Origin of the sequence: Pseudomonas reidholzensis, assembly GCF_900536025.1 — a bacterium.
Taxonomy (GTDB): Bacteria; Pseudomonadota; Gammaproteobacteria; order Pseudomonadales; family Pseudomonadaceae; genus Aquipseudomonas; species Aquipseudomonas reidholzensis.
The window spans coordinates 53,217-77,239 of sequence record NZ_UNOZ01000039.1; the positions used below are offsets into that span (position 1 = coordinate 53,217).

24 protein-coding genes are annotated in these 24,023 nt (G+C 64.7%); 10 read left to right on the top strand and 14 right to left on the bottom strand.

Annotation, left to right across the window (positions count from 1 at the left end; all coding sequences use genetic code 11):
• Nucleotides 1-527: 527 nt before the first annotated feature.
• The 9 genes from CCOS865_RS26785 to CCOS865_RS26825 all read right to left on the bottom strand — a co-directional run bounded on the left by CCOS865_RS26785 (nucleotide 528) and on the right by CCOS865_RS26825 (nucleotide 7,127).
• Nucleotides 528-854: a DUF3392 family protein gene (locus tag CCOS865_RS26785; protein WP_119146596.1), complete on the bottom strand. Its 327-nt coding sequence runs from the start codon at nucleotides 852-854 to the stop codon at nucleotides 528-530.
• Nucleotides 855-863: 9 nt separating this feature from the next.
• On the bottom strand, nucleotides 864-2,078 hold the full coding sequence (gene hemW, locus CCOS865_RS26790; RefSeq protein ID WP_119146598.1) for a radical SAM family heme chaperone HemW: 1,215 nt from the start codon (nucleotides 2,076-2,078) through the stop codon (nucleotides 864-866).
• Entirely contained in the window at nucleotides 2,075-2,671 is a 597-nt protein-coding gene (gene rdgB, locus CCOS865_RS26795; RefSeq protein WP_167469113.1) for an RdgB/HAM1 family non-canonical purine NTP pyrophosphatase, read from the bottom strand. Before rdgB ends, hemW begins: the two co-directional genes overlap by 4 nt.
• The gene (locus CCOS865_RS26800) at nucleotides 2,668-3,102 is read right to left on the bottom strand and encodes a DUF4426 domain-containing protein (protein WP_119146599.1); all 435 of its coding nucleotides are present in this window, start codon (nucleotides 3,100-3,102) and stop codon (nucleotides 2,668-2,670) included. The genes rdgB and CCOS865_RS26800 overlap by 4 nt, the downstream gene beginning before the upstream one ends.
• Before the next feature lie 26 nt (nucleotides 3,103-3,128).
• On the bottom strand, nucleotides 3,129-3,749 hold the full coding sequence (gene metW / locus CCOS865_RS26805; RefSeq protein ID WP_119146601.1) for a methionine biosynthesis protein MetW: 621 nt from the start codon (nucleotides 3,747-3,749) through the stop codon (nucleotides 3,129-3,131).
• A 7-nt stretch (nucleotides 3,750-3,756) separates the two neighbouring features.
• Nucleotides 3,757-4,896 carry a homoserine O-succinyltransferase MetX gene (gene metX / locus CCOS865_RS26810; protein ID WP_119146603.1) on the bottom strand — a complete coding sequence of 380 codons (1,140 nt, stop codon included), beginning with the start codon at nucleotides 4,894-4,896 and terminating at the stop codon, nucleotides 3,757-3,759.
• Between the two features lie 90 nt (nucleotides 4,897-4,986).
• Nucleotides 4,987-5,574: a YggT family protein gene (locus CCOS865_RS26815; RefSeq protein WP_119146605.1), complete on the bottom strand. Its 588-nt coding sequence runs from the start codon at nucleotides 5,572-5,574 to the stop codon at nucleotides 4,987-4,989.
• Between the two features lie 10 nt (nucleotides 5,575-5,584).
• Complete coding sequence (proC, locus tag CCOS865_RS26820) at nucleotides 5,585-6,403, bottom strand: pyrroline-5-carboxylate reductase (protein ID WP_119146607.1); 819 nt, start codon at nucleotides 6,401-6,403, stop codon at nucleotides 5,585-5,587.
• Between the two features lie 37 nt (nucleotides 6,404-6,440).
• Nucleotides 6,441-7,127: a YggS family pyridoxal phosphate-dependent enzyme gene (locus CCOS865_RS26825; RefSeq protein WP_119146609.1), complete on the bottom strand. Its 687-nt coding sequence runs from the start codon at nucleotides 7,125-7,127 to the stop codon at nucleotides 6,441-6,443.
• A gap of 65 nt (nucleotides 7,128-7,192) precedes the next feature.
• Between CCOS865_RS26825 and CCOS865_RS26830 the strand changes: the two genes are divergently transcribed.
• Entirely contained in the window at nucleotides 7,193-8,191 is a 999-nt protein-coding gene (locus CCOS865_RS26830; protein ID WP_119146611.1) for a type IV pilus twitching motility protein PilT, read from the top strand.
• Nucleotides 8,192-8,236: 45 nt separating this feature from the next.
• On the opposite strand, the gene CCOS865_RS26835 is transcribed toward CCOS865_RS26830, so the two are convergent.
• Nucleotides 8,237-8,872, bottom strand: coding sequence for a C40 family peptidase (locus CCOS865_RS26835; protein WP_119146613.1), 636 nt, complete (start codon nucleotides 8,870-8,872; stop codon nucleotides 8,237-8,239).
• A 167-nt stretch (nucleotides 8,873-9,039) separates the two neighbouring features.
• Between CCOS865_RS26835 and CCOS865_RS26840 the strand changes: the two genes are divergently transcribed.
• A complete protein-coding gene (locus CCOS865_RS26840; RefSeq protein ID WP_119146615.1) occupies nucleotides 9,040-9,459 on the top strand; it encodes an NINE protein in 420 nt (139 codons plus the stop codon).
• A gap of 51 nt (nucleotides 9,460-9,510) precedes the next feature.
• Here the strand turns inward: CCOS865_RS26840 and CCOS865_RS26845 are convergent, their stop codons facing one another.
• From CCOS865_RS26845 to CCOS865_RS26855, 3 genes are all read right to left on the bottom strand, one after another.
• Nucleotides 9,511-10,209, bottom strand: a complete 699-nt coding sequence (locus CCOS865_RS26845; RefSeq protein WP_119146617.1) for an SPOR domain-containing protein — start codon at nucleotides 10,207-10,209, stop codon at nucleotides 9,511-9,513.
• A 1-nt stretch (nucleotide 10,210) separates the two neighbouring features.
• Nucleotides 10,211-11,947: an arginine--tRNA ligase gene (gene argS / locus CCOS865_RS26850; RefSeq protein WP_119146619.1), complete on the bottom strand. Its 1,737-nt coding sequence runs from the start codon at nucleotides 11,945-11,947 to the stop codon at nucleotides 10,211-10,213.
• Nucleotides 11,948-12,079: 132 nt separating this feature from the next.
• Entirely contained in the window at nucleotides 12,080-14,299 is a 2,220-nt protein-coding gene (locus tag CCOS865_RS26855) for a primosomal protein N' (RefSeq protein ID WP_119146621.1), read from the bottom strand.
• 177 nt (nucleotides 14,300-14,476) lie between these two features.
• On the opposite strand from CCOS865_RS26855, the gene rpmE reads away from it, so the two are divergent.
• The 3 genes from rpmE to CCOS865_RS26870 all read left to right on the top strand — a co-directional run bounded on the left by rpmE (nucleotide 14,477) and on the right by CCOS865_RS26870 (nucleotide 16,964).
• Nucleotides 14,477-14,692, top strand: a complete 216-nt coding sequence (gene rpmE, locus CCOS865_RS26860; protein WP_119146850.1) for a 50S ribosomal protein L31 — start codon at nucleotides 14,477-14,479, stop codon at nucleotides 14,690-14,692.
• A 2-nt stretch (nucleotides 14,693-14,694) separates the two neighbouring features.
• Nucleotides 14,695-15,516 carry a thermonuclease family protein gene (locus tag CCOS865_RS26865; RefSeq protein WP_119146622.1) on the top strand — a complete coding sequence of 274 codons (822 nt, stop codon included), beginning with the start codon at nucleotides 14,695-14,697 and terminating at the stop codon, nucleotides 15,514-15,516.
• 179 nt (nucleotides 15,517-15,695) lie between these two features.
• Nucleotides 15,696-16,964: a malic enzyme-like NAD(P)-binding protein gene (locus CCOS865_RS26870; RefSeq protein WP_119146624.1), complete on the top strand. Its 1,269-nt coding sequence runs from the start codon at nucleotides 15,696-15,698 to the stop codon at nucleotides 16,962-16,964.
• Between the two features lie 201 nt (nucleotides 16,965-17,165).
• Here CCOS865_RS26870 and CCOS865_RS26875 read toward each other — a convergent pair whose 3' ends face one another.
• Entirely contained in the window at nucleotides 17,166-19,619 is a 2,454-nt protein-coding gene (locus tag CCOS865_RS26875) for a penicillin-binding protein 1A (RefSeq protein WP_415842589.1), read from the bottom strand.
• Nucleotides 19,620-19,785: 166 nt separating this feature from the next.
• On the opposite strand from CCOS865_RS26875, the gene pilM reads away from it, so the two are divergent.
• The 5 genes from pilM to aroK are packed head-to-tail and all read left to right on the top strand — an operon-like array spanning nucleotide 19,786 to nucleotide 23,958.
• Nucleotides 19,786-20,697, top strand: a complete 912-nt coding sequence (gene pilM, locus CCOS865_RS26880) for a type IV pilus biogenesis protein PilM (RefSeq protein WP_119146628.1) — start codon at nucleotides 19,786-19,788, stop codon at nucleotides 20,695-20,697.
• The gene (locus CCOS865_RS26885; RefSeq protein ID WP_119146630.1) at nucleotides 20,694-21,230 is read left to right on the top strand and encodes a PilN domain-containing protein; all 537 of its coding nucleotides are present in this window, start codon (nucleotides 20,694-20,696) and stop codon (nucleotides 21,228-21,230) included. Before pilM ends, CCOS865_RS26885 begins: the two co-directional genes overlap by 4 nt.
• Nucleotides 21,231-21,241: 11 nt before the next feature.
• Complete coding sequence (locus CCOS865_RS26890; RefSeq protein ID WP_119146632.1) at nucleotides 21,242-22,243, top strand: pilus assembly protein PilP; 1,002 nt, start codon at nucleotides 21,242-21,244, stop codon at nucleotides 22,241-22,243.
• Nucleotides 22,191-23,435 carry a type IV pilus secretin PilQ gene (locus CCOS865_RS26895; protein ID WP_167469114.1) on the top strand — a complete coding sequence of 415 codons (1,245 nt, stop codon included), beginning with the start codon at nucleotides 22,191-22,193 and terminating at the stop codon, nucleotides 23,433-23,435. The genes CCOS865_RS26890 and CCOS865_RS26895 overlap by 53 nt, the downstream gene beginning before the upstream one ends.
• A 4-nt stretch (nucleotides 23,436-23,439) precedes the next feature.
• Nucleotides 23,440-23,958, top strand: a complete 519-nt coding sequence (gene aroK, locus CCOS865_RS26900; protein ID WP_119146636.1) for a shikimate kinase AroK — start codon at nucleotides 23,440-23,442, stop codon at nucleotides 23,956-23,958.
• Nucleotides 23,959-24,023: the final 65 nt, after the last annotated feature.

Below are 24,023 nucleotides of genomic sequence, written 5' to 3' on the forward strand. Positions count from 1 at the left end.
GGATTGAGAGGCCGTCAAACAGGTTGCTTCACTGAATCCAAGCCACGAAGCTGATAATAGGTAGCTGTGGCTGATGCGTCAATCACTCGAAATATCATGCATAAGTTCAGCGAAGTTGCGATGAACGTGCCGGGTTATCATCTTCGCGCTCCCTTGTGGGGAGGATTCAGTGATGGGGCTGGGAAGTACAGATTTTGCGGTCTAGCCCCCTTCGACACGGCTTGAGAACCGTGCCGGTGACGTTTCTCGAAGGGCCACCCATCTGGCCACTTCATTGAATCCGAGTCACAAGGATTTGGAAGGCGTCGAAGTACCGGTCAGGCGCTGGAAGATTGGCCCGCCAACACGGAGGCCAAGGCGTATGAAGCGTTTGCTTGATACATCTGAGCCGCGTCTGGAAAATCCTGAGGATCTTGACTGTGCTCAAGGCCGCACGAGACTTCATGCGTGATCACTTCGACGACGCCCGCTAAGGGCTAGTCGGGTGAGAAGCCGCTCCGGCTTGCCAGGGCGGCTTTTAAGCAGCCCTAGCCGCGGCGGTCAGCCACCACGCCGATCAACACCAGCACGACCAGCAACACTGGCGCCAGCGCATAGTTGTTGAACTGGCTCAGCCCCTTGATCACCCACGGCGTTGCGTAGATCAACGCCGCGCCGCTGCCAATCATCACCAGGATGGCCATGAACGGCACGCGCAAGGCGCCGGCCAGGCCGCCGAGCCGCTGCTCTACCCACGCCTTGATATCAGTGCCGAACAGCACCAGCAGGCAGCCTACCAATGCCAGGGAAATCTCTGACAGGTTGCTGCGGCTCCAGCGGGATACGGTTGCAAGCAGGTCGAGTACCAGGTCCATGGGTCATCCTTAGGTCAAGAAATACTGCAGCAGGTCATTGAGGAACAACTGGCCGCGCGGCGTGGCGGCCAGACGATCCGGTTCGACCTGCAAAAGGCCTTTTTGTTCGGCCTCGCGGCGGGCCTTGGCGAGCTGCTCCAGCGGCAGGCCGGTGCGGCGGGTGAACAGGTCGGCTTCCACGCCGTGGGTCAGGCGCAGGGCGTTCATCAGGAACTCGAACGGCAGTTCGTCCACTGGCAGCAGCTTTTCGCCGGCCTTGTACGGCTTGGCCGGGTTCAGGTAGTCCTTGGGCAGGCGCGTCTTCCAGGTCCGCAGGATGCGCCCGTCCGGGAACGACAGCTTGCCGTGGGCACCGGCACCGATACCGATGAAGTCGCCGAACCGCCAGTAATTGAGGTTGTGCCGCGCAGCCCGATCAGGCTGGGCGTAGGCCGACACTTCGTATTGCTGGAAGCCGTTTTGCGCCATCAGCGCCTGGCCGGCCTCCTGGATGTCCCAGAGAATGTCGTCCTCGGGCAGCTCGGGTGGCTGGTTCCAGAACACCGTGTTCGGCTCAACGGTCAGCTGGTACCAGGACAGGTGAGTCGGGCCGAGGTCGATGGCCTGTTGCAGGTCGCCCAGGGCGTCGTCCAGCGACTGATCGGGCAGGCCGTGCATGAGGTCCATGTTGAAGTTGTCGAAGCCTGCTGCGCGCGCCATGCCGGCGGCACGAATCGCTTCGTCACCGTTATGGATGCGCCCAAGCTTCTCCAGCTTGGCCGGCTGGAAGCTCTGCACGCCTATCGACAGCCGGTTGATGCCTGTCTGCCGGTAGGCCTTGAATTTGTCCTGCTCGAACGTCCCGGGGTTGGCTTCCAGGGTGATTTCGATGTCGGCGGCGAACGCGATGCGTTGCTCCACTCCGCGCAGCAATCGGCCCAGCGCGTCGGCGCTGAACAGGCTGGGGGTGCCGCCACCAAAGAAGATCGAGCTGATCGGCCGACCCAGCACGGCGCCAAGCTCCTCGTCGAGGTCGGCCAGCAGCGCATCGACGTAGGCCTCTTCTGGCAGCTCAGGGCCCGCCTGGTGCGAGTTGAAGTCGCAATAGGGGCACTTGCGCACGCACCAGGGGATATGGATGTACAGCGACAGCGGCGGCAGCTCTGGCAGTGCCAGGCGTGGCACATGCAGGTTGGCGCCAGCCGCTCCGGGGTGGAGCAGCTGGATGGACGGCTTTTCGGTCATGCCAGTCCCAGACGCTGACGCAGCAGGGCCATGGCCCGGGCGCGGTGGCTGAGCTGGTTCTTTTCCAGCGGCGCGAGGTCGGCGCTCGAACAACTGCGCTCGGGCACCCAGAACAGCGGGTCGTAGCCGAAACCGTGCTCGCCGCTGGCGGCGTGCAGGATGCTGCCATGCCACAGGCCTTCGCAGAGAATCGGCAGTGGGTCGTCGGCGTGCCGTACCAGCGCCAGGACGCAGACGAACTGGGCCCCGCGCTGATCATCCGGGACATCTTTCAAGGCGTCGAGCAACTTGGCGTTGTTGGCCGCATCACCTTTGCCATCGGCGTAGCGCGCCGAGTAGATGCCGGGTGCACCGCCGAGGTAATCCACGGCCAGGCCGGAGTCGTCGGCCAGCGCCGGCAAGCCGGAAATCCGCGCAGCGTTACGCGCCTTGAGAATGGCGTTTTCGACGAACGACAGGCCGGTCTCTTCCGGCTCGACCTGGCTGAATTCGCCGATCGAGCGCAGCTGCACGGACACGCCGAGCATGGCCTGGAGTTCCTTGAGTTTGCCAGCGTTGTGGCTGGCCAATACGAGTTGCTGGAAATTGATCATTCGCCTGGGAACACTTCCTGGTTGAAGCTGAGTTTGTGACTGACCCCGCCGGTCTCGACATTCAGGTCGAAGGTGAGGGTTTCTGGCTGTTCGATCTTGAACTGGGCGATGTAATACACCGCGCCCTGATCGCTGATCTGTTTGAACGACAGCGGGCTGCTGCGCCCGGTCAGGTCCTTGACGGTGCCGCTGACCACCGCCATGCCCGGCTTGCCGGCCTTGAGCACCGCCACGTTGAGCACGCCCTGGTTCTTGCTGCGGGTCAGGCCAGTGGCGGCAGCGATGTTCGGCTGCAGCATGCTCGAGGTAAAGGCACTGTAGTGTACCGTCACGTCGCCGAAGACTTCCTTGCGCTCAGGCTTGGCGGCATCGGCAGCCAGTACCGGCAATGCCAGGCACAGGCTGAACAGGAAAACAGCTAGACGACGCATGGGGCCATTCCTCCGGGGTGGGCGGGTCAGACCGCGACCTGGTGTTCCGCCAGGCCAGGGCTGCTGACGCGATAGATACCGATCTCACCTAGAAGATTAGGCCAAACCCGCCCGCCCAACCCGTTACGGTGCAGACGGTCGACTGCCAGCCGGTCGAGAATCTTCGCCCGGTGGTCGAGGCACAGCCGTTCGAAGTCGGCAAAGGTGCAGAAGTGGATGTTCGGCGTGTTGTACCAGGTGTATGGCATGAAGTCCGAGACCGGCATGCGGCCCTTCGTCGCCAGGTACCAGCGGCAGCGCCAGTGGCCGAAATTGGGGAAGGTGATGACGCACTCACGGCCCACCCGCAGCATTTCGGCGAGGATCCGGTCGGGGTATTCGACGGCCTGCAGGGCCTGGGTCATGACCACCACGTCAAAGCTGTTGCTGGCGAAGTTGCCCAGGCCCTTGTCGAGGTCTTGCTCGATGACGTTGACGCCCTTGGCCACGCAGGCGGCGATGTTGTCGGCGTCGATTTCCAGGCCATAGCCGGTGACTTGCTTGCGGTCGCGCAACGAAGCCAGCAGCTCGCCGTTGCCGCAGCCCAGGTCGAGGACCCGGCTGCCGGCGGGGATCCAGTCTTGGATGATTTCCAGGTCGGCTCTCATGCGGTCCTCAGAGGGCGATGCGGTTCATGTAGTTCGAGAATCCCTGCATGTAGCGAGGCGTGGGGATCAGGAAGGCATCGTGCCCGTAGGGCGAGTCGATTTCCAGGTAACAGACGTTCTTGCGCGCCGCCATCAGGGCGTCGACGATTTCCCGCGAGCGGGCCGGCGAGAAGCGCCAGTCGGTGGTGAACGACATGATGCAGTAGTCCGCAGTGACGTGCGCGAGGGTTGCCGACAGGTCGCCGCCGTGGGCCGCGGCCGGGTCGAAGTAGTCCAGCGCCTTGGTCATCAGCAGGTAGGTGTTGGCGTCGAAGCGGCCGGAGAATTCTTCACCCTGGTAACGCAGGTAGCTCTCGACCTGGAATTCGACGCTGTGGAAATCGTAGTTGAGCTTGTCGCTTTTCAACTCGCGGCCGAATTTTTCACCCATCGAGTCATCCGACAGGTAGGTGATGTGGCCGACCATGCGCGCCAGCATCAGGCCGCGCTTGGGGATCACGCCCTGGTCCTGGAACGAACCGCCGTGGAACTCGGGGTCGGTGAGGATGGCCTGGCGCGCCACTTCGTTGAAGGCGATGTTCTGCGCCGACAGCTTGGGGGCCGAGGCGACGTCCACGCAGTGGCGAACCCGGTCCGGGTAGGTGATGGTCCATTGCAGCGCCTGCATGCCGCCCAGGCTGCCACCGACCACGGCGGCCCACTGGCCAATGCCCAGGCGATCGGCAAGGCGCACCTGGCTGTGCACCCAGTCTTCGACCGTCAATACCGGGAAGTCGGCGCCGTAGGGCTTGCCGGTGAGCGGGTTGAGGCTGCTCGGGCCGGTGCTGCCGTTGCAGCCACCGAGGTTGTTCAGGCTGACCACGAAGAACCGGTTGGTGTCGATTGGCTTGCCGGGGCCGATGCAGCTGTCCCACCAGCCCGGCTTGCGGTCGTCTGCGCTATGGAAGCCTGCGGCATGGTGATGGCCGGACAGCGCATGGCAGATCAGCACGGCGTTGCTCGCGCTGCTGTTCAGCGTGCCATAGGTTTCATAGACCAGCTCGTAGCTGGCCAGCGATCGGCCACAGGCAAGGGCCAACGGTTCATCGAACCGGGCAGTCTGCGGTGTTACCAGACCGACGGAATCTTCGGGAAAGACAGTGGACATCGACCCTGCTCACGCTTGACGGAGGCGTAAGTCTAAAGAGCGCTACCCCCAGCGGCAAGCAAAGGCTTGCCGCTGGTGGGCGCTAGCAGATCAGATCAGTCGCCAGAGGATTTCCGGCATGCCGACATAGTCAGCCAGCGGCGGCATGGCGTATGCCTGAATCACCTGAATCGCCAGGAAAGCGAAGATCGGCGAGATGTCCATGCCACCCAGGTTCGGCACCAGCTTGCGGAACGGTGCCAGCACCGGTTCGCTGATCTGATAGGCCAGTTCTGCGGCGGGGTTGTGGCTGTTCGGTGCGACCCAGGAGACGATCACCATGACGATCATCGCCACCCAGAAAATCTTCAGGAACAGCGAGGTGATGCCAATGATTGCCCATATGATCAATTGCAGCGGCGTGTAGCCGAGATTGACGAACAGCATCACGAAGGCCATCAGCAACGCCTGGATGACGATGGCCAGCAGCAGCGACGACGTGTCGAGGCCCGCGATGCTGGGGACGATACGGCGGATTGGCTTGAGCAGTGGCTGGGTGGCGCGCACCGCGAACTGGCTCAGCGGGTTGTAGAAGTCGGCCTTGACCAGTTGCAGCACGAAGCGCAGCAGGACGATCACCAGGTACAGGCTGACCAGGGTTTGCACCACGAAAATCGCGGCGCCGGACAGTGCATTCATCAACAGCTCCTTATTTGCCCAATTGTTCGGCCAGCTCGGCGGAACGAGTCGCCGCAGCCTGCAGCGCCTGTTCGACGATGGCCTCGAAAGCGTTGCCCTGGAACGACTTGATCGCCGCCTCGGTGGTGCCAGCGGGCGAGGTCACCCGGCGGCGCAGTTCGGCGGCGTCGACGTCACTGGCGACAGCCATGCGTGCGGCGCCCAGGGCGGTTTGCAGGGTCAGCTGCGAGGCGGTTTCGCGCGGCAGGCCGAGTTTCTCGCCGGCTGCGGTCATGGCTTCGATCAGCAGGAAGAAATACGCCGGGCCGCTGCCGGAAACAGCGGTGACCGCGTCCAGTTGCTGCTCCTGGTCGAGCCACAGCGCGGTACCGACCGCCGACAGCAGTTGCTCGGCCTGCTGGCGTTGCGCGCTGGACACCTCGGCGGTGGCGTACAGGCCACTCACGCCTTGGCGCAGCAGCGCCGGGGTGTTGGGCATGCAGCGTACGACCGGGCGCGCGCCCAGCCAGTCCTGCAGGCTGGCACAGGTGATGCCGGCGGCGATCGAGACGATCAGCTGGCCGTCCCGCAGGCTGGCCTGCAGGTCTTGGCAGACGGCCTTCATGACCTGCGGCTTGACCGCCAGGACGATGACGTCGGCGTCGGCGATCGCCTGGGCGTTGTCTTCGAATACCTCGATGCCGTGCTCGGCCTGGACGCGGCTGCGGGTCTCGGCGCCCGGGTCGCTGGCGCGGATCTGCTTGGCGTCCAGACCCTGCGCACGCAGGCCGCCGATCAGGCTGGCGGCCATGTTGCCGGCGCCGATAAAGGCAATACGTGTGTCGCTCATGTCAGGTCCTTGAGGGAAAGAGTGAGTTGAACAGGTTTCATGCGCGTCCGTAGTCACGGGCGCCGAACAAAGCGGTACCGATGCGCACCCAGGTCGCGCCTTGGGCGATTGCGGCTTCGAGGTCATGGCTCATGCCCATCGACAGGGTGTCCAGGCCAAGGCCCAGGCCCTCCTGCAGTGTGCGCAGGCGGGCGAAGGCGGCTTCCTGCTCGGCACGCTCATCGCTGGGCTCGGGGATCGCCATCAGCCCGCGCAGGCGCAGGCCAGGCAACGCCGCAACGGCGGCGGCCAGGGCAGGCAGCTCGGCCGCCGCGCAACCGGACTTGCTGTCTTCGCCGCTGACGTTGACCTGCAGGCAGATGTTCAGCGGTGGCAGCCCGGCAGGGCGTTGTTCGGACAGGCGTTGGGCGATCTTCAGGCGGTCCACGGAGTGTACCCAGTCGAAATGTTCGGCGATTGCACGGGTCTTGTTCGACTGAATGGGGCCGATGAAGTGCCAGGTCAAGGGCAGGTCGGTTAATTCTTCCTGCTTGGCCAAGGCCTCCTGCAGGTAATTTTCACCGACATGGCGTATGCCTGCCGCATAGGCTTCGCGCACGGCGGCGGCCGGTTTGGTCTTGCTCACGGCCAGCAACTGGATGCTGGCCGGGTCGCGTGCGCAGGCCTGCGCCGCACTGTCGATGCGCGCGGCGAGGGCGCCAAGGTTGTCTGCTATGGTGGACATGGATCGATGCCGGCGGCTCAGGGGTCTGCGGCATTCTACCTGCTTGATGGCCTTTGGGGAGTCTCATGGACGTTACCGACCTGCTGGCCCGGGCCGCAGCCGCGGGGGCATCCGACCTGCACCTGGCCGTGGGCGAGACACCGCTGCTGCGCCTGGATGGGCAATTGCAGCGCATGGACCTGGCGCCGTTGTCGGCCAGCCAGCTGGTTGAAGGCCTGGCGCCGCTGCTCGAGGACGACCAGCGACGCCAGTGGCGCGCCTGCGAAGAGCTCGACCTGGCCGTGAGCCTGGCCGATGGCAGCCGCTGTCGGTTGAACCTGTTTTGCCAGCACGCTGGCCTGGCTGCCAGCGTGCGCCTGTTACCTGGGCGGGTGCCGACCCTCGCCGAGCTGGGCCTTGAGGAAGTGTTTCAACCTGTTGCGCAATACACCGACGGTCTGGTGTTGGTCGGTGGCCCGACCGGCAGCGGCAAGTCGAGCAGCCTGGCCGCGCTGGTCGACTGGCTCAACCGTGAGCGCGCGCTGCACATCATCACCCTTGAAGACCCCATCGAAGTTATCCACAGCGGGCAACGCAGCCTGGTCACCCAGCGCGAGATCGGTCGGCACAGCCGCGACTTCGCCCAGGCGCTGCGCAGTGCCCTGCGCCAGGATCCGGATGTGATCATGCTCGGTGAGCTGCGCGACCTGGAGTCGATTCGCCTGGCCCTGCGTGCCGCGCAGACCGGCCACCTGGTGCTGGCGACCGTGCATACCCGCTCGGCCGTCAACAGCGTCGACCGCCTGGTGGAGGTGTTTGCCGCCGAGGAGCAGCCATTGGTGCGGGCGATGCTGGCCGACTCGCTGCGCCTGGTGGTGGCGCAGGTGCTGGTCAGGCGTGTGGGCGGCGGGCGAGTGGCGGCGCGTGAGGTGCTGGTGGGCACGACGGCGGTGCGCAACCTGATTCGCGAGGGTCGGATGGCGCAGTTGTACTCGGTGATGCAGACGGGTGGGGCGGTGGGGATGCGGACGATGGAGGCGGCGTTGCAGGCCTTGCGGGCTCAGGGGGTGATCGAGCCCGCGTAGGTCAGTGCCGGCCGCTTCGCGCTCGCCGCGAAGAGGCCGTGGTGATCAGCCCTTGGCCAGACGCAGCGCCTGCGCCTGCTGGTCTTTGGGCAGCACGCGCTTGGCAACGACGTAATGCTTCTGCCAGTACGGCTTGCTCAGCTGATCGATGCTCACCCGCTTGCCACGTCGCGGCGCGTGGATGAAGCGGTCGTTGCCCAGGTAGATGGCGACGTGGTTGACCTTGCGGCTCTTGATGTTGAAGAAGATCAGATCGCCAGGCTTGAGATCGTTGCGTGCTACCTTGACACCATGCCCCTGGGCCATGGCGTTGGAGGTGCGCGGCAGGTCGACGTCCGCCACATCGTTGAAGGCGTACTTGACCAGGCCGCTGCAGTCGAAGCCCTTGGTCGGGCTGCTGCCGCCCCAGCGGTACGGCGTACCGAGGACGTTCACCGCGCGGCTGAGCACATCGCTGCTCTGCTTGGCCGACATGGCCAGGGCAGGCACGCCATCACGCGCCTTGGCGGCGTTGTTCGGGCGGGCACGCAGGCTGCTGGTTTTGGCCGGTGCGCGCTTCACGGTGGCGTTGGTGGTATAGCCCGTGAAGCCGTTGGGAAGACGTTGCTCACGATTGGTGGCGTGGGCTGCCAGTGGTAATAAAAGGCAGAGGGTCAGCCATGTCTTGAGTAAAGGCGGCATAGATGAAGCTCATATGTTTAAAATTAGGTGTTGGCGCGCAACTTTATAACAGCTTTTTGCTCAAAAAATGATCCGTTGGTCGACTGGCAGGGTGCCATACGTCGACTCGCCACGAAAAAGTCACATTTTTTCTTGGAAAATTTTGGGCTAAGCGACGAGGGTTAAGAATGAACAGTTATCAACAGGGGTCGCCGTTTCACGACACCCACAGCAAGGTCCTCGGCTATCTGCTGTGGATCTTCGGCTTTACCGGCTCGCACCGTTTCTACTACGGCAAGCCGATCACCGGGACGATCTGGTTCTTTACCTTGGGGCTGCTGGGCATCGGCTGGCTGATCGACCTGTTCCTGATCCCGGCGATGGACCGTGAAGCCGATATGCGCTTCCAGGCCGGGCGCGTGGACTACAACCTGGCGTGGGTGCTGCTGACGTTCCTGGGCATCTTTGGCGCGCATCGCCTGTATCAGGGCAAGTGGATCAGCGCGATCATCTATTTCTTCACCGGTGGGCTGTTCCTGGTGGGCGTGCTGTACGACTTCTGGACCCTCAACCGGCAGATCTCCGAGGTCAATGCCGCAAGGCCTTGAGGTCGCCACAAAAAAGGCCCTGTCGCATGACTGCGGCAGGGCCTTTTTTGCTTACTGGCGGGTCTGCCGCTGTTGCAGCAGGAGGTTGTTGAACCCCGCGCCTGCCAACTGCTTCTGCGCCACGGTCAGCTGTTCTCGGTTGCTGAACGGGCCGACCAGCACGCGGTACCAGGTCTCTTCCTTGACCGTGCCCGACTCCACCTTGACCACCTGACCCAGCAGGATGATCTGCGCACGCACCTTGTCGGCATCAGCCTCCTTGCGGAACGACCCCGCCTGCAGGAAGAACTGCGTGGTCGCGGCCGGCTTGATCACCGGCGGCGGGGGCGGCGGCGTCTGCCCCAGCAGGGCCGCCTGGGCGCGGGCGGTGTCGATCTTTGCCGCCTCTGCTGGCGTTACCGGGGTCACCGGTTGCGCTGGCACGGGCGGGGTCTTCTCCGGCACGGCCTCGGGCGGCACGATGACTTCCGACTCTGGCAGCAGGGTATAGAAATCATACTTCGGCTTGAGCGGTTGCTGGGGCGTCGCCGTGCTGCCTTTGGCGGCTTCGGCGACCTTGGCCGGCTTCTGCTGCTCGGGCTTGGCGCGCTTGATGTCGTCGCCGCCCGGCTCGAGCTTCATCAGAAAGACGATGAAGGCGCCGACCGTGAGGCCGACCGCCAGCCACACCCAACCGGGGATCGGCTGTTTGGCCGGGGCCTGTTGGCGGCTGGCGCCGCGCTTGGGTGCGGGTTTTTTCTTGGCAGCCAACTTACATGCGCTCCAGGGTTTCCAGGCCGAGCAGCTCCAGGCCTTGCTTGAGCGTACGGCCGGTCAGGGCGGCGAGGCGCAGGCGGCTCTGCTGCTGTTCGGCGGTTTCGGCGGCGAGGATCGGGCAGTTCTCGTAGAAGCTCGAGAACAGCCCGGCGATGTCGTACAGGTAGCTGCACAGCACGTGCGGGGTGCCTTTGTCGGCGACGTTGTTCAGCACTTCGCCGAACTGTGCCAGGCGCGCCGCCAGGTCCTGCTCGTGGGCGGCCTGCAAGACGATCTGGCCGTCGACCTCGTCATAGCCCTTGCCCAGTTTGCGGAACACGCCGGCCACGCGGGTGTAGGCGTACAGCAGGTACGGCGCGGTGTTGCCCTCGAAGTTGAGCATCAGCTCGAAGTTGAAGCTGTAGTCGCTGGTCCGGTGCTTGGACAGGTCGGCGTACTTCACCGCGCCGATGCCGACGACTTCGGCGATGCTGCGCAGGTCGTCTTCGGCCAGGCTCGGGTTCTTGTCTTTGACCAGCGCGTAGGCGCGTTCCTTGGCTTCGGTGAGCAGGTCGATCAGCTTGACGGTGCCGCCGTCACGGGTCTTGAACGGACGGCCGTCGGCGCCGTTCATGGTGCCGAAGCCCATGTGCTCCATGTGCATCGGGTGGCCGACGAAGCCGGCGCGGCGGGCCACTTCGAACACTTGGTTGAAGTGCAGGGCCTGGCGCTGGTCGACGAAGTACAGGGCGCGATCAGCCTTGAGCGTGTTGCTGCGGTAGCGCACAGCGGCCAGGTCGGTGGTGGCGTACAGGTAGCCGCCATCGGCCTTCTGCACGATCACCGGCAGCGGCTCGCCTTCGGCGTTCTTGAACTCGTCGAGGAACACACACTGAGCGCCCTGGCTCTCGACCAGCAGGCCCTTGGCCTTGAGGTCGGCAACCACGTTGGCCAGGTCGTCGTTGTAGGCGCTCTCGCCCATCACGTCGGCCATGCTCAGCTTGACGTTGAGCAGCTCGTAGGTCTTCTGGCAGTGCGACAGCGAGATGTCCTTGAAGCGCGTCCACAGCGCCAGGCAATCCGGGTCGCCGGCCTGCAGCTTGACCACCAGGCCGCGGGCGCGGGTGGCGAACTCTTCGGATTCGTCGAAGCGCTTTTTCGCCGCGCGGTAGAAGTTCTCCAGGTCCGACAGCTCGTCGCTGGTGATCGGGTTTTCCTGCAGATAGGCCATCAGCATGCCGAACTGGGTGCCCCAGTCGCCAACGTGGTTCTGGCGGATCACGGTGTCGCCGAGGAACTCCAGCACGCGTGCCACGCTGTCGCCGATGATGGTCGAGCGCAGGTGGCCGACGTGCATTTCCTTGGCCAGGTTGGGGGCCGACAGGTCGACCACCACTTTTTCGGCCGGGCCGGCCTTGCGCACGCCGAGCTGGGCGTCGGCCAGGGCGGCGTCGAGGCGCTGGGCCAGGGCGGCGGTGTTCTGGAAGAAGTTGAGGAAGCCCGGGCCGGCGATTTCGACCTTGCTGATGTCGTCACTGGCGGGCAGCGCGGCGATCAGCTTGTCGGCCAGGTCGCGCGGCTTCATGCCGGCCGGCTTGGCCAGCATCATGGCGATGTTGCTGGCGAAGTCGCCGTGGGTCTTGTCGCGGGCGTTTTCCACCTGGATCGCCGGGGTCAGCCCTTCAGGCAACACACCGTCGGTGACGAGTTGGGTGAGGGCTTGCTGGATCAGCTGGCGAATGGTGTCTTTCATGGGATTCTCTTTTCGACCGCAAGCGCGGCGGGGCGCTTCGATGCGCAGGTGGAAAAACTGGACATTATCCGTGGCTCAGCCGTGGTTGCCAACCTTTGAGGGCGAGCGGGTTGCCCGTGGGGCCGCACAGGCTCAATACAGGTCCACCGGATCGACATCCAGCGACCAGCGTACCGCGCGCCCGGACGGCATTTGCTCCAGCACCAGCAACCAGGCACTGATCAGCCGATGCAGCGAGGCCCGGGCATTGGCCTGGAGCAGCAGTTGCGCCCGGTAGCGCCCGGCCCGGCGCTCCATCGGCGCCGGTACCGGGCCGAGCAGTTCGATGCCTTGCCCGCCTTGCTCGGCGAGCAATCGCTCGGCGGCGCTGCAGGCTTCATCGAGGAAGCTTTCGGCCTGCCCAGGTTTGTGCGCTTCGGCGCGCAGCAGGGCGAGGTGGGCGAACGGTGGCAGGCCGGCGGCGCGGCGCTCGCTCAGCGCTTGCTCGGCAAAGGCGAAGTAACCCTGCTCGGTCAGTTGCACCAGCAACGGGTGCTCGGCCAGGTGGGTCTGGATGATCACCTTGCCCGGCTCCTCGGCGCGGCCAGCGCGGCCGGCGACCTGGACGATGAGCTGCGCCATGCGTTCGCTGGCGCGAAAATCGCCGGAGAACAACCCGCCGTCGGCATCGAGAATCGCCACCAGGGTCACCCGCGGGAAGTGGTGCCCCTTGGCCAGCATCTGGGTGCCCACGAGGATGCTGGGCTGGCCGCGCTGGATGGTGGTGAAGAGGTTGTGCATGGCGTCCTTGCGCGAGGTGCTGTCGCGGTCCACGCGCAGCACAGGGAAGTCCGGGAAGAGAATCTTCAGGCGCTCTTCGGCGCGCTCGGTGCCAGCGCCTACCGGGCGCAGGTCGACATGCGCGCACTTCGGGCAGCACAGCGGCAGGCGCTCGTCGTAGCCGCAGTGGTGGCAACGCAGCACGCCGGAGCGCTGGTGCACGGTCATCCGCGCATCGCAGCGGGGGCATTCCGACAGCCAGCCGCAGTCGTGGCACAGCAAGGTCGGGGCGAAGCCGCGGCGGTTGAGGAACACCAGCACCTGCTGGCCGGCCGCGAGGGTCTGGCCGATGGCCTGCTGCAACGGGCCGCTGATGCCGCTGTCGAGCGGCCGGCTGCGCACGTCCAGGCGCAGGAAGCGCGGCTGGCGCGCGCCACCGGCGCGCTGGTCCATGCGCAGCAGGCCGTAGCGTCCGCTGTGGGCGTTGTGCAGGCTTTCCAGCGACGGCGTGGCGGAGCCAAGCAGGATCGGGATGCGCTCCTGGTGTGCCCGCACCAGCGCCAGGTCGCGGGCGTGATAGCGCAGGCCTTCCTGCTGTTTATAGGAGCCGTCGTGCTCCTCGTCGATGATGATCAGGCCGGGGTTCTTCATTGGCGTGAACAACGCCGAACGGGTGCCGATGATGATGTCCGCCTCGCCGTCGCGAGCGGCCAGCCAGGCATCCAGGCGTTCGCGGTCATTGACCGCCGAGTGCAGCAAGGCGATCCGCGCGTTGAAGCGCTGCTCGAAGCGCGCCAGGGTCTGCGGCCCGAGGTTGATCTCCGGGATGAGGATCAGCGCCTGCTTGCCGGCCTCGAGGGTTTCGCGAATCAGTTGCAGGTAGACCTCGGTCTTGCCACTGCCCGTGACCCCGGCCAGGAGAAACGCGTGGAAGCTGCCAAACCCTGAGCGCACCGCCTCGAAGGCGGCCCGTTGCTCATCGTTGAGCGGCAGCTCAGGCTGCGCCAGCCAATGCTCGTGGCGCGCCGTGGGCAGCTGGCGGCGCACCTCGAGCTGGACCAGTTCCTTGGCCAGCAGCAGGTCGAGGCTGTCCTTGTTCAGGCCGAGCTTGCTGAGCAGGCTGTGGGCCACGCCATGCGGATGTTGCGACAAGGTCTTTAGGGCCTCGCGCTGGCGCGGCGCGCGGGCGATGCGCGGGTCTTCGTGGCGCGCGCCGGGGGCCACTTGCCAGAAGCGCTCCTGACGGATCTCGGCCGGCTCGCCTTGGCGCAACAGGACCGGCAGGGCCCAGCTGAGCGTGTCGCCGAGGCTGTGCTGATAGTACTGGGCGGTCCACAGGCAGAGCTTGAACAGTGCCGGCGGTAGCGGCGAGACCGGGTCGAGCAGGGCGATGGCCGGCTTGAGCTTGTCGGCCGGAACCTCACTCTTGTCGCAGACCTCGACCAGCACGCCGATCATTTCGCGGCGGCCAAACGGCACGCGGATACGCATGCCGGGGGTCAGGTGCTGGCGCGCCATCGCCGCCGTGGCCCGGTAGTCGAACAGGCGACGCAGGGGCGAGGGCAGGGCAAGGCGCAGGATGACGTCGGACACGCAGAAGGTCTCTGAAGGGCATTTCGGACTGTTTCGGGATGCGCCGAGCCTAGCAGACGACGGTCGGTGCAAGCGACAACTTGCGTAGACGCTGCGCTCTGGTATTATTCCCCGCCTAATTACGTGCGGTATTCAACAATGGTGTTGGGTGGCGGCACGCAGCTCGAGGAAGTGACCATGAAAGCCAATATTCATCCGAACTACGAAGTAGTTGCAGTCACCTGCAGCTGCGGCAGCAAATTCGAAACCCGTTCGACCCTGGCCAAGCCGCTGGCGATCGACGTGTGCTCCCAGTGCCACCCGTTCTACACTGGTAAGCAGAAAGTCCTGGACACCGGTGGTCGCGTACAGAAGTTCGCAGATCGCTTCGGCATGTTCGGTGCCAAGAAGTAATCATGCGCATGGCGATGCCCTCGGGTCTCGCACTGTTGCCAAAAAAAGCGCCCCTTGTGGGCGCTTTTTTTATGGCCGCGATCTGGCACGTGCCGGCGCTGGCCTTCTGCCCCTCTCCAGACAGCCCGCAGCAGGTGGCGGTGCGCCAGGTGGTGGATGGCGATACCGTGCGTCTGAGCGACGGTCGCAGCGTACGTCTGATCGGCATCGACACCCCTGAGATCGGCCGCAAGGGGCGCGCCAGCGAACCCTATGCCGAGGCCGCCCGCCAGCGCCTGCAGGCGCTGATCAAGGCCAGTGATGGCCGAGTGGGCCTGGTGCCGGGGGTCGAGTCCAAGGACAAGTACGGGCGCACCCTGGCGCACATCTATGGGCGCAATGGCGACAATCTCGAGGCGGTGCTGCTCAGCGAGGGGCTTGGGTTTCGCGTGGCGTTTGCCCCAAACGTGCGCCTGTCAGGCTGCCACCAGGCGGCCGAGCAGGCCGCGAGGGCGGTCAGGGCGGGGCTGTGGCGGCAGTCACCGGTACGCCCCGAGCGCGATGTCCGGCAGCCAGGCTTCGCCATCCTGGGCGGCACCATCCAGCGCATTCAGCACACCCGCGGCGGGGTCTGGCTGGACCTCGGCGAGCGCGTCGTACTGCACGTGCCCGCTCGTCTGCGGCGCAACTTCCCGGCGAGCTTCTTCGATAACCTCAAGGGACGCCAGGTCGAGGCGCGAGGTTGGCTGCTGGATCGTTCCCGCAAGGGCGGCCTGAAGCCCGGCCAGCGGCGCTGGATGCTGCCATTGACCGATCCGAGCATGCTGCAACGTACATCTGGTTAAAAAATTGTAGACATTGCAGTGCTCGATTGTACACACTGAAGCCCGCATGCCCCGTGGGTTGTAGCGTAAAGTCGTAGGCCAAGGGCCTTGACACATGTGACCGGCCAGTCTTGTCGCTTTCCGGCACTTTGCGTATCCTCGGCGGTCCGTCAGAACAGTAAATAGCGGAATTGCCCACCATGTCAGACTTGAAAACCGCCGCTCTCGAATACCATGCTCAGCCTCGTCCGGGGAAACTGAGCGTCGAGCTCACCAAGCCTACCGCCACCGCGCGTGACCTGTCCCTGGCCTACAGCCCGGGCGTCGCCGAGCCTGTGCGCGAGATCGGTCGTGATCCAGAGCTGGCCTACAAATACACCGGCAAGGGCAACCTGGTCGCCGTGATCTCCGACGGTACCGCCATTCTTGGCCTGGGTGACCTCGGCCCATTGGCCTCCAAGCCGGTCATGGAAGGCAAGGGCGTTCTGTTCAAGCGTTTCGCCGGTATCGACGTATTCGACATCGAAGTCGAATCGGAAAGCCCGCAGGCTTTCATCGACACCGTTCGCCGCATTTCCATCACCTTCGGTGGTATCAACCTGGAAGACATCAAGGCGCCTGAGTGCTTTGAGATCGAGCGCACCCTGATCGAACAGTGCGACATCCCGGTGTTCCACGATGACCAGCATGGCACCGCCATCGTCACCGCGGCCGGCATGATCAACGCCCTGGAAATCGCCGGCAAGAAGCTCGACGAAGCCAAGATCGTCTGCCTGGGTGCCGGTGCTGCCGCCATCTCCTGCATGAAGCTGCTGGTCAGCATGGGTGCCAAGGTCGAGAACATCTTCATGATCGACCGTACCGGCGTGATCCACGCTGGCCGTGACGACCTGAACCAGTACAAGGCGCAGTTCGCTCACGCCACCGACAAGCGCAGCCTGGCTGATGCCCTGCAAGGCGCTGACGTGTTCGTTGGCCTGTCCGGCCCGAACCTGCTGAGCGCAGAAGGCCTGAAGTCGATGGCTGCCAACCCGATCGTGTTCGCCTGCTCGAACCCGGATCCAGAGATCAGCCCGGAGCTGGCTCACGCCACCCGCGACGACGTGATCATGGCCACCGGTCGTTCCGACTACCCGAACCAGGTCAACAACGTCCTGGGCTTCCCGTTCATCTTCCGTGGTGCCCTGGACGTTCGCGCCAAGCGCATCAACGAAGAGATGAAGATCGCTGCGGCCATCGCCCTGAAAGACCTGGCCAAGCAGCCAGTGCCGAAGGAAGTCTGCGATGCCTACGGCGTACAGGCCCTGGAATTCGGTCGTGAGTACATCATTCCGAAGCCAATGGACCCACGCCTGATCACCCTGGTTTCCGATGCTGTGGCCAAGGCCGCAATCGAAAGCGGTGTAGCAACCCTGCCGTATCCGAAGCACTACCCGCTGAAAAGCGTGGATGACGTGTTCAACGGCTGATCGGTGGTAGCTTCATAAAAAGCCCCGGCTCGAGAGAGTCGGGGCTTTTTTGTGGGCTGAAGCAGATCCGGACACCACTTGCGAACCGCCTTGCGCGGTTACGGCCAAGGCCGCTGGGAAGCGCTCAATCTCATCCGGTCAGTCGCTTCGACGCAACGAACATAGGCATTCATGCACGTTGCGTCAACTTGATGCCATGCCTCAGAACAGGTCCATCGGCGCCGCTTCATCCGCCGGCAGCGGGCTGCCAGGCGCCGCGCCATTGCCCAGCTCATCCGCAGAAGGCGGCGAGTCTTCGGCCTTGAACAGCTCGAAGTAGGCGTTCGGCGTGCTCGGCGTGGCGGCGCGGCCGCTGATCGGGTCGACCCGCAGGCTGAGAATGCCGTCGGGCTCGGCCGGTGGGTGGTTAGGCTTGTCCTTCAGGGCTGCGCCCATGAAGCTCATCCAGATCGGCAACGCCGCGGTACCGCCATATTCACGGCGGCCGAGGGTTTCCGGCTGGTCGAAACCGACCCACACGGTGGTCACGTAGTCGGCGTTATAGCCGGAGAACCAGGCGTCCTTCGACTCGTTGGTGGTACCGGTCTTGCCCGCCAGGTCGGTACGCCCCAGTGCCATCGCACGGCGGCCGGTGCCGCGCTTGATCACGTCCTGAAGCATGCTGGTGAGGATGTAGGTGGTACGGCCGTCGACGATCTGTTCGGCGATCACCGGCGCCTGCGGGGCAGGTGTCACCTGGCCGAACACCGGAGGTGCCTCGCCAGGCATGGCGGCAGTGCTGATCGGCTGCTCAGGCGCGGCAATGCCGGCTTGATCCTGGCCGTTGCCTTGCGGGACACGGGCCGGATTGGCGGTGAACAGCGTCTCGCCATTGCGGCTGTCGATGCGGTCGATCAAGTACGGGGTGATCTTGTAGCCGCCGTTGGCAAAGGTGCTCCAGCCGGTGGCGATCTCCATCGGTGTCAGCGTCGCAGTGCCCAGCGCCAGGGACAGGTTGCGGGGCAGGTCCTGTTTGTTGAAGCCGAACTTGGCGATGTAGTCGATCGTGCGGTCGACGCCCATCGCCTGCAGCAGGCGGATCGATACCAGGTTGCGCGACTTGTACAGCGCCTCGCGCATACGGATCGGGCCGAGGAAGGTGTTGGTGTCGTTCTTCGGCCGCCAGACCTTGTCCAGGTACTCGTCGACGAACACGATCGGCGCATCGTTGACCAGGCTGGCGGCGGTGTAGCCGCTGTCCAGTGCGGCGCTGTAGACGAACGGCTTGAAGCTCGAACCTGGCTGGCGCTTGGCCTGCATCGCCCGGTTGTAGTTGCTCTGCTCGAACGAGAAGCCGCCGACCAGGGCACGAATGGCGCCGTTGTACGGGTCGAGGGTGACCAGTGCGCTCTGTGCGCCAGGCACCTGGCTGAACTTGAGCTTGCCCTCTTCGAGGCGCTGCACGCGGACCAGGTCACCGATCTGGGCGACATCGGCCGGCGACTGCGGCGCGCGGCCCTGGGAGTTGCTGTTGAGGAACGGCCGGGCCCATTTCATGGTGTCCCAGGCAACGCTCTGCTCTTCGCCGTTGCGGGTGAGCACGGTCAGGCCGGACTTGTCGACCTGGGTGACGATGGCGGGTTCCAGGCCGCCGAGGGTGCGCTGCTTGGCCAGCTCCTGCAGCCAGGCGGCGTGGGTTTTGCCGGGGAAGCGTGACTCAGGGCCGCGGTAGCCATGGCGCTCATCGTAATCGGAGAGGCCATTGAGCACGGCATCGTTGCCCATCCGCTGCATGTCGCTGGGCACCGTGGTGGTCACCCGGAAACCTTCGGTATAGGCCTCGCTGCCATAACGGCCGACCATTTCAGCGCGGGCCATTTCGGCGATGTACGGCGCGTTCACTTCCGGCGTCGGCACGTGATAACTGGCATTCAGCGGCTCGGCCAGGGCGGTCTGGTAGCTGGCGTCGTCGATCTTGCCGAGCTTGTGCATGCGGCCGAGGATCCAGTCGCGGCGCTCTTTGGCGCGGGTCGGGTTGGCCAGCGGGTTGAAGCGCGACGGTGCCTTGGGCAGGCCGGCGATCATGGCCATCTGCGCCAGGCTGACGTCACGGATCGACTTGCCGTAGTAGACCTGCGCGGCGGCGTCGATGCCGTAGGCGCGGTTGCCCAGGTAGATCTTGTTGACGTACAGCTCGAGGATCTCGTCCTTGGTCAGCTCACGTTCGATCTGCAGGGCCAGGAGAATTTCGTTGGTCTTGCGCGAGAAGCTGCGCTCGCTGGTGAGGAAGAAGTTCTTCGCCACCTGCATGGTGATCGTGCTGCCGCCGGTCTGGATGTGACCCGACTTCACCAGCTGGGTCGCGGCGCGCATCAGGCTGCTCGGATCGACCCCGTAGTGGTTGAGGAAATTGTCGTCTTCGGCTGACAGAAGTGCCTGGATGAACTGTGGGGGAATTTCCGCGAAACGGATCGGAGACCGCCGCATCTCGCCGAACTCGGCAATCAGTTTGCCGTCGCTGCTGTACACCCTCAGGGGGATCTGCAACTGGATGCTTCTGAGCGACTCGACCGAAGGCAGGCTGGGACTAAGATACAGAAACGCGCCGCTCAGACCGAGTACGAGCGCGCAGATGACTGCGACGAAAGACCACCAGAAGAACTTCAGCAGGCGTATCAAGGCTTTTGGGTGTCCAGATTGAGAAATGGAGTGCACGCGAGTCCGGCGGACAGGGAAAAAACGCTGGGCATTATAAGCATTTTTCGCCTTATCGGGCGACCGGCCGGCCCATCCGGGCGGATCGGCTCGCGCGGTTTGGCGCCGATTGAGCAGGGAGGCAGCGATGCTTGGACGCTTTGGCAAGGATGCCGGTTCACTGTTGGGGGTGGAAATTGCCGCCGACTCGGTACGGATGCTGCAACTGCAGCGGCGCCAAGGGCGTTGCAGCGTGATCGCCTGGGCACGGCAGCCGCTGCCGTCGCCCTTGGGCAGCGACTGGACGCGGGATGCCGAGCCCCTGCTGGAGGCCTTGCGCAACGCCTACCAGCGCAGTGGCAGCAAGTGTCGCCGGGTCGCCGTGGCGTTGCCCGGCGCCGAGGTGATCTGCAAGGTCTGTCGCCTCCCGGCGGGGCTTTCGGCAAGCCAGATGGAAGCGCGGCTGCTGACCGATGCGGAGCGCTTGTTTCCCTTTGCACTTGAAGACCTGGCGATGGACTTCCAGGTGCTCGGCCCTGCGCCCGAACCGGCTGGCGATGTCGAAGTGCTGGTGGCTGCCTGCCGCCAGCGTTCGCTCGAGGTGCTTGAGCAACTGTTTGCAGAGGCGGGTCTGCAGATCGCGGCAGTCGAGGTCGACGGCATCGCGCTGCAGCGCGTGTTGCCCGAGACCCAGCGATTGCTGCGCATCGAGACGGCTGCGGCATCGCTGCATGGGTGGTCGCGTGGGGGGCTACCGGAGCGTCAGGAGATACGCTTTGAGCCCGCGGACACCGCCGCACAACGCTTGCAGCGTGTCGTGCGGCTGTTGACGGCGGGCGGCGGGCCCGGGCGACCGCCTGGCCTGCTGATCGGCGCCGATGATGACCTGGCGTCAGGCTGGATAAGCGCCTTGCGGCAGCGCCTGGGGATCACCTGTGGTGCGTTGCAGCCCTTGGCTGGGGTGGCCTCGGCTCAGTGGGTCGACAGGCAGGCGCTGTCAGGCATGACGTGCTCCATGGCGCTGGCTTACGGCCTGGCCCTGGGAGGCGGTGCAGGATGATCCGTCTCAATCTGTTGCCGTGGCGCGAGCGGCAACGTTTGGCTGCCGTGCGGCGATTCCAGCGTGCGCTGATTGGCAGCCTGTTGTTGGCGCTCTGCGCGGTGATGCTGCTCGACGCCCTGGCGCGCCAGCGTGGGCAGTTGCAGGCCGCGGCGATTGCCGAGCGCCAGGCCGCTATCGTCGAGCTGGACGGGCAGCTGGAACAACTCACCGAGGTGCGTCAGGCGCAGGATGGCGTGCGTGCCCGGTCTGCTTCGCTGGCGGCCCTGAGAACCGAGCAGGTGCAACTGCCACGGCTGCTCGCCGAGTTGGAGCAGGCGTTTTCCAGCGGCCTGCAGCTGACCGAGTTGTCCGTCCAGGACGGGCGCCTGCATCTGCTCGGCCTGGCCGCGTCACCCGCCGTTATCGCGCAGTTGATGCGTGATCTGCAGCAGTCGCAATTAATCGAGGCGCTTGAACTCAAGCACCTCCGAGCGGATTCACAGGGCGATGAGTTCTTGCTGGTGGCGCGCGTGTCGGCGCTGCGCCGGTGAGCGGCGCGTGGATGCCCGACTGGCAGGGGCTCGCTGAGCGCTCACTGGCCTTCAAAGTGGCGGTGCCAGTGCTTGCCGCGCTCGCTGTGCTCGCGGCGGGCTGGGTGTTTCGTTTGCACGAGGCTCAGCAAGTCTATCGGCGAGGTATCGAGACGCTCCGCGGGTTTGACCAGGTGCATGCCGAGAAGTCACTGCTGGCGGGGCAATTACTCCCCGCGCGCAGCGCACTGAAGCGCGGCATGGCCGACCTGCAGGATGCACGCTGGCGACTGGCGGCGGATGAAGGTGTGAGCGATCTGCTCGATCAGTTGGCGAATGCCGCGCATGCCCATGGGCTGCTGTTCGAACAGCTCGAAGTACTTGAAGAGGTCGAAGCGGAGGATTACCGGACGACGCCGTTGCAGCTCGAGGTTGTCGGCAGCTATGGGGCACTGCGCGGTTGGCTGGATCAATGGCTCGGCCAGGTGCGCCTGCTGCGGCCCTCAAGCCTGCAGCTTGCTGCGGTGCCGGGGCGCCAGGCGCTGCTGCGTTTTCGCCTGCAGGTGCAGACCTATCACCCCGGTCTGCGCTTGCCGGCAGCGCTTTCGCTGGCCGATGACCCGGCGCGGCCAGCCACGCAGGCTGTGCATTCCGATCCCTTCAGACCCTGGTCGTCAGCGGCCGGGGCTGATGGATTGGCCAGGGTGCCGCTGGCACAGCTGGAAATGGTCGGCAGCCTGGCGCGCGATGGGGACTATCAAGCGTTGCTGTGGTCGGCGGGGCGCTTGTATCGGCTGGGTCCCGGTGATCGTCTGGGCAGGGACGGTGGGGTGGTAGTGCGCGTCGATGAGCACCAGCTGGAAGTGCTCGAACGGGTGTTTCTCGGCGGTGCCTGGCAGCAACGCACGACGTATCTCGCGCTGAGGAATCGCGCGGGCACAGGGGGCATGGATGTGCATCAAACAGCTGTGGGTGTGGGCAATGGTCATGTGCCTGTCGGTCCCGGTGGCCGCCGCGATCGACGACGCGAATGAGCCGATCTCGTTGAACTTCCAGGATGTGGAAATACGCTCGATCCTGCAGGTCTTGGCGGATTACGCCGGGATCAACCTGGTGGTCAGTGACTCGGTGAGTGGCACTGTCACCCTGCGGCTGGATCAGGTGCCGTGGGATCAGGCGCTCGAGCTGGTGCTGCGCAGCAAAGGCTTGGCCCGGCGACAGGAGGGTAATGTGCTGCTGGTGGCTCCGGCTGGCGAGCTGGCCGGGCAGTCACGCGAAGCGCGGGCGGGGCTGGAGCTGGACGCGCAATTGCAGCCGCTCGAACGGGCCCTGCTGCCGGTCCATCACGCCAAAGCGTCAGAGCTGGCCGAGTTGCTCCTGGCTACCCTGGCTGACGATGGCATTCTCACCGGTCGCGGCAGCCTTGGGGTCGATGTACGGACCAATACCCTGCTGGCCAACCAGCCGGCGGACCGCCTCGCCGAGTTGCGCCGCCTGGTGGCTGCGCTGGACGTGCCGGTGCGCCAGGTCATGATCGAGGCGCGGATTGTCGAGGCCAACATCGACTACGAGAAAAGCCTTGGCGTGCGCTGGGGTTCGCCGCTGCCTGTCGCGGGGGCGCCGCCAGGCAGCGGGCTGTTCGTCGACCTGGGCGTGGACCGCGCCACGTCCGGGGTCGGCCTCGGGCTGCTGCGCGGTGATGCACTGCTCGACCTGGAACTCAGCGCCATGGAAAAAAGCGGCAACGGCGAGATCATCTCCCAGCCCAAGGTGGTCACCGCCGACAAGGAGACCGCACGCATCCTCAAGGGCACCGAGGTGCCCTACCAGGAGACCACCAAGAGTGGCGCCACCTCGGTGTCGTTCCGCGAGGCCTCGTTGTCGCTGGAAGTCACCCCGCAGATCACCGCCGATGGTCAGGTGATCATGACGGTGAGGGTGACCAAGGACGAGCCGGATTACGTCAATGCACTGAACGATGTGCCGCCGATCCGCAAGAATGAGCTCAATGCCAAGGTGCGTGTGGGTGATGGCCAGACCATCGTCATTGGTGGCGTCTACTCGACCACGCAAAACAATGTGGTCGACAAGGTGCCATTTTTTGGCGATCTGCCGTATGTTGGGCGGCTGTTTCGACGCGATGCATTACAAGAGAAAAAATCCGAGCTGCTGGTCTTCCTGACTCCGCGTATCATGAGTGACCAGGCGATTGCTGTGAGTCGTTGATTCTGTGCGAAATTTGATACTTGTAGGCCCGATGGGTGCGGGTAAAAGCACCATCGGTCGCCTTCTGGCCAAAGAGCTGCGTCTGCTGTTCAAAGATTCCGACAAGGAAATCGAACTGCGGACCGGCGCCAATATCCCGTGGATCTTCGACAAAGAAGGCGAGCCGGGCTTTCGTGATCGTGAAGAGGCGATGATCGCCGAGCTCTGCGAGCTGGACGGCGTGGTCGTCGCAACGGGCGGCGGCGCCGTCATGCGCGAAGCCAACCGCCAGGCCCTGCATGCCGGCGGTCGGGTGATCTATCTGCACGCCTCGGTGGAGCAGCAGGTCGGCCGCACGGCACGTGACCGTAACCGGCCACTGCTGCGCACTGCCAATCCGGAGGCGACCCTGCGCGCCCTGCTCGAGTCGCGCGACCCGCTGTATCGCGAAATCGCCGACGTGGTGGTAGAAACCGACGAACGGCCGCCGCGCATGGTCGTGCTCGATATTCTCGAGCGCCTGGAGAAGTTGCCGCCCCGCTAAGCCGGGAGGCAGGGTTCAACGTTAGCGCGGCTCGCTCAGGCGATGCCGCGCCCAAGCACATTGTG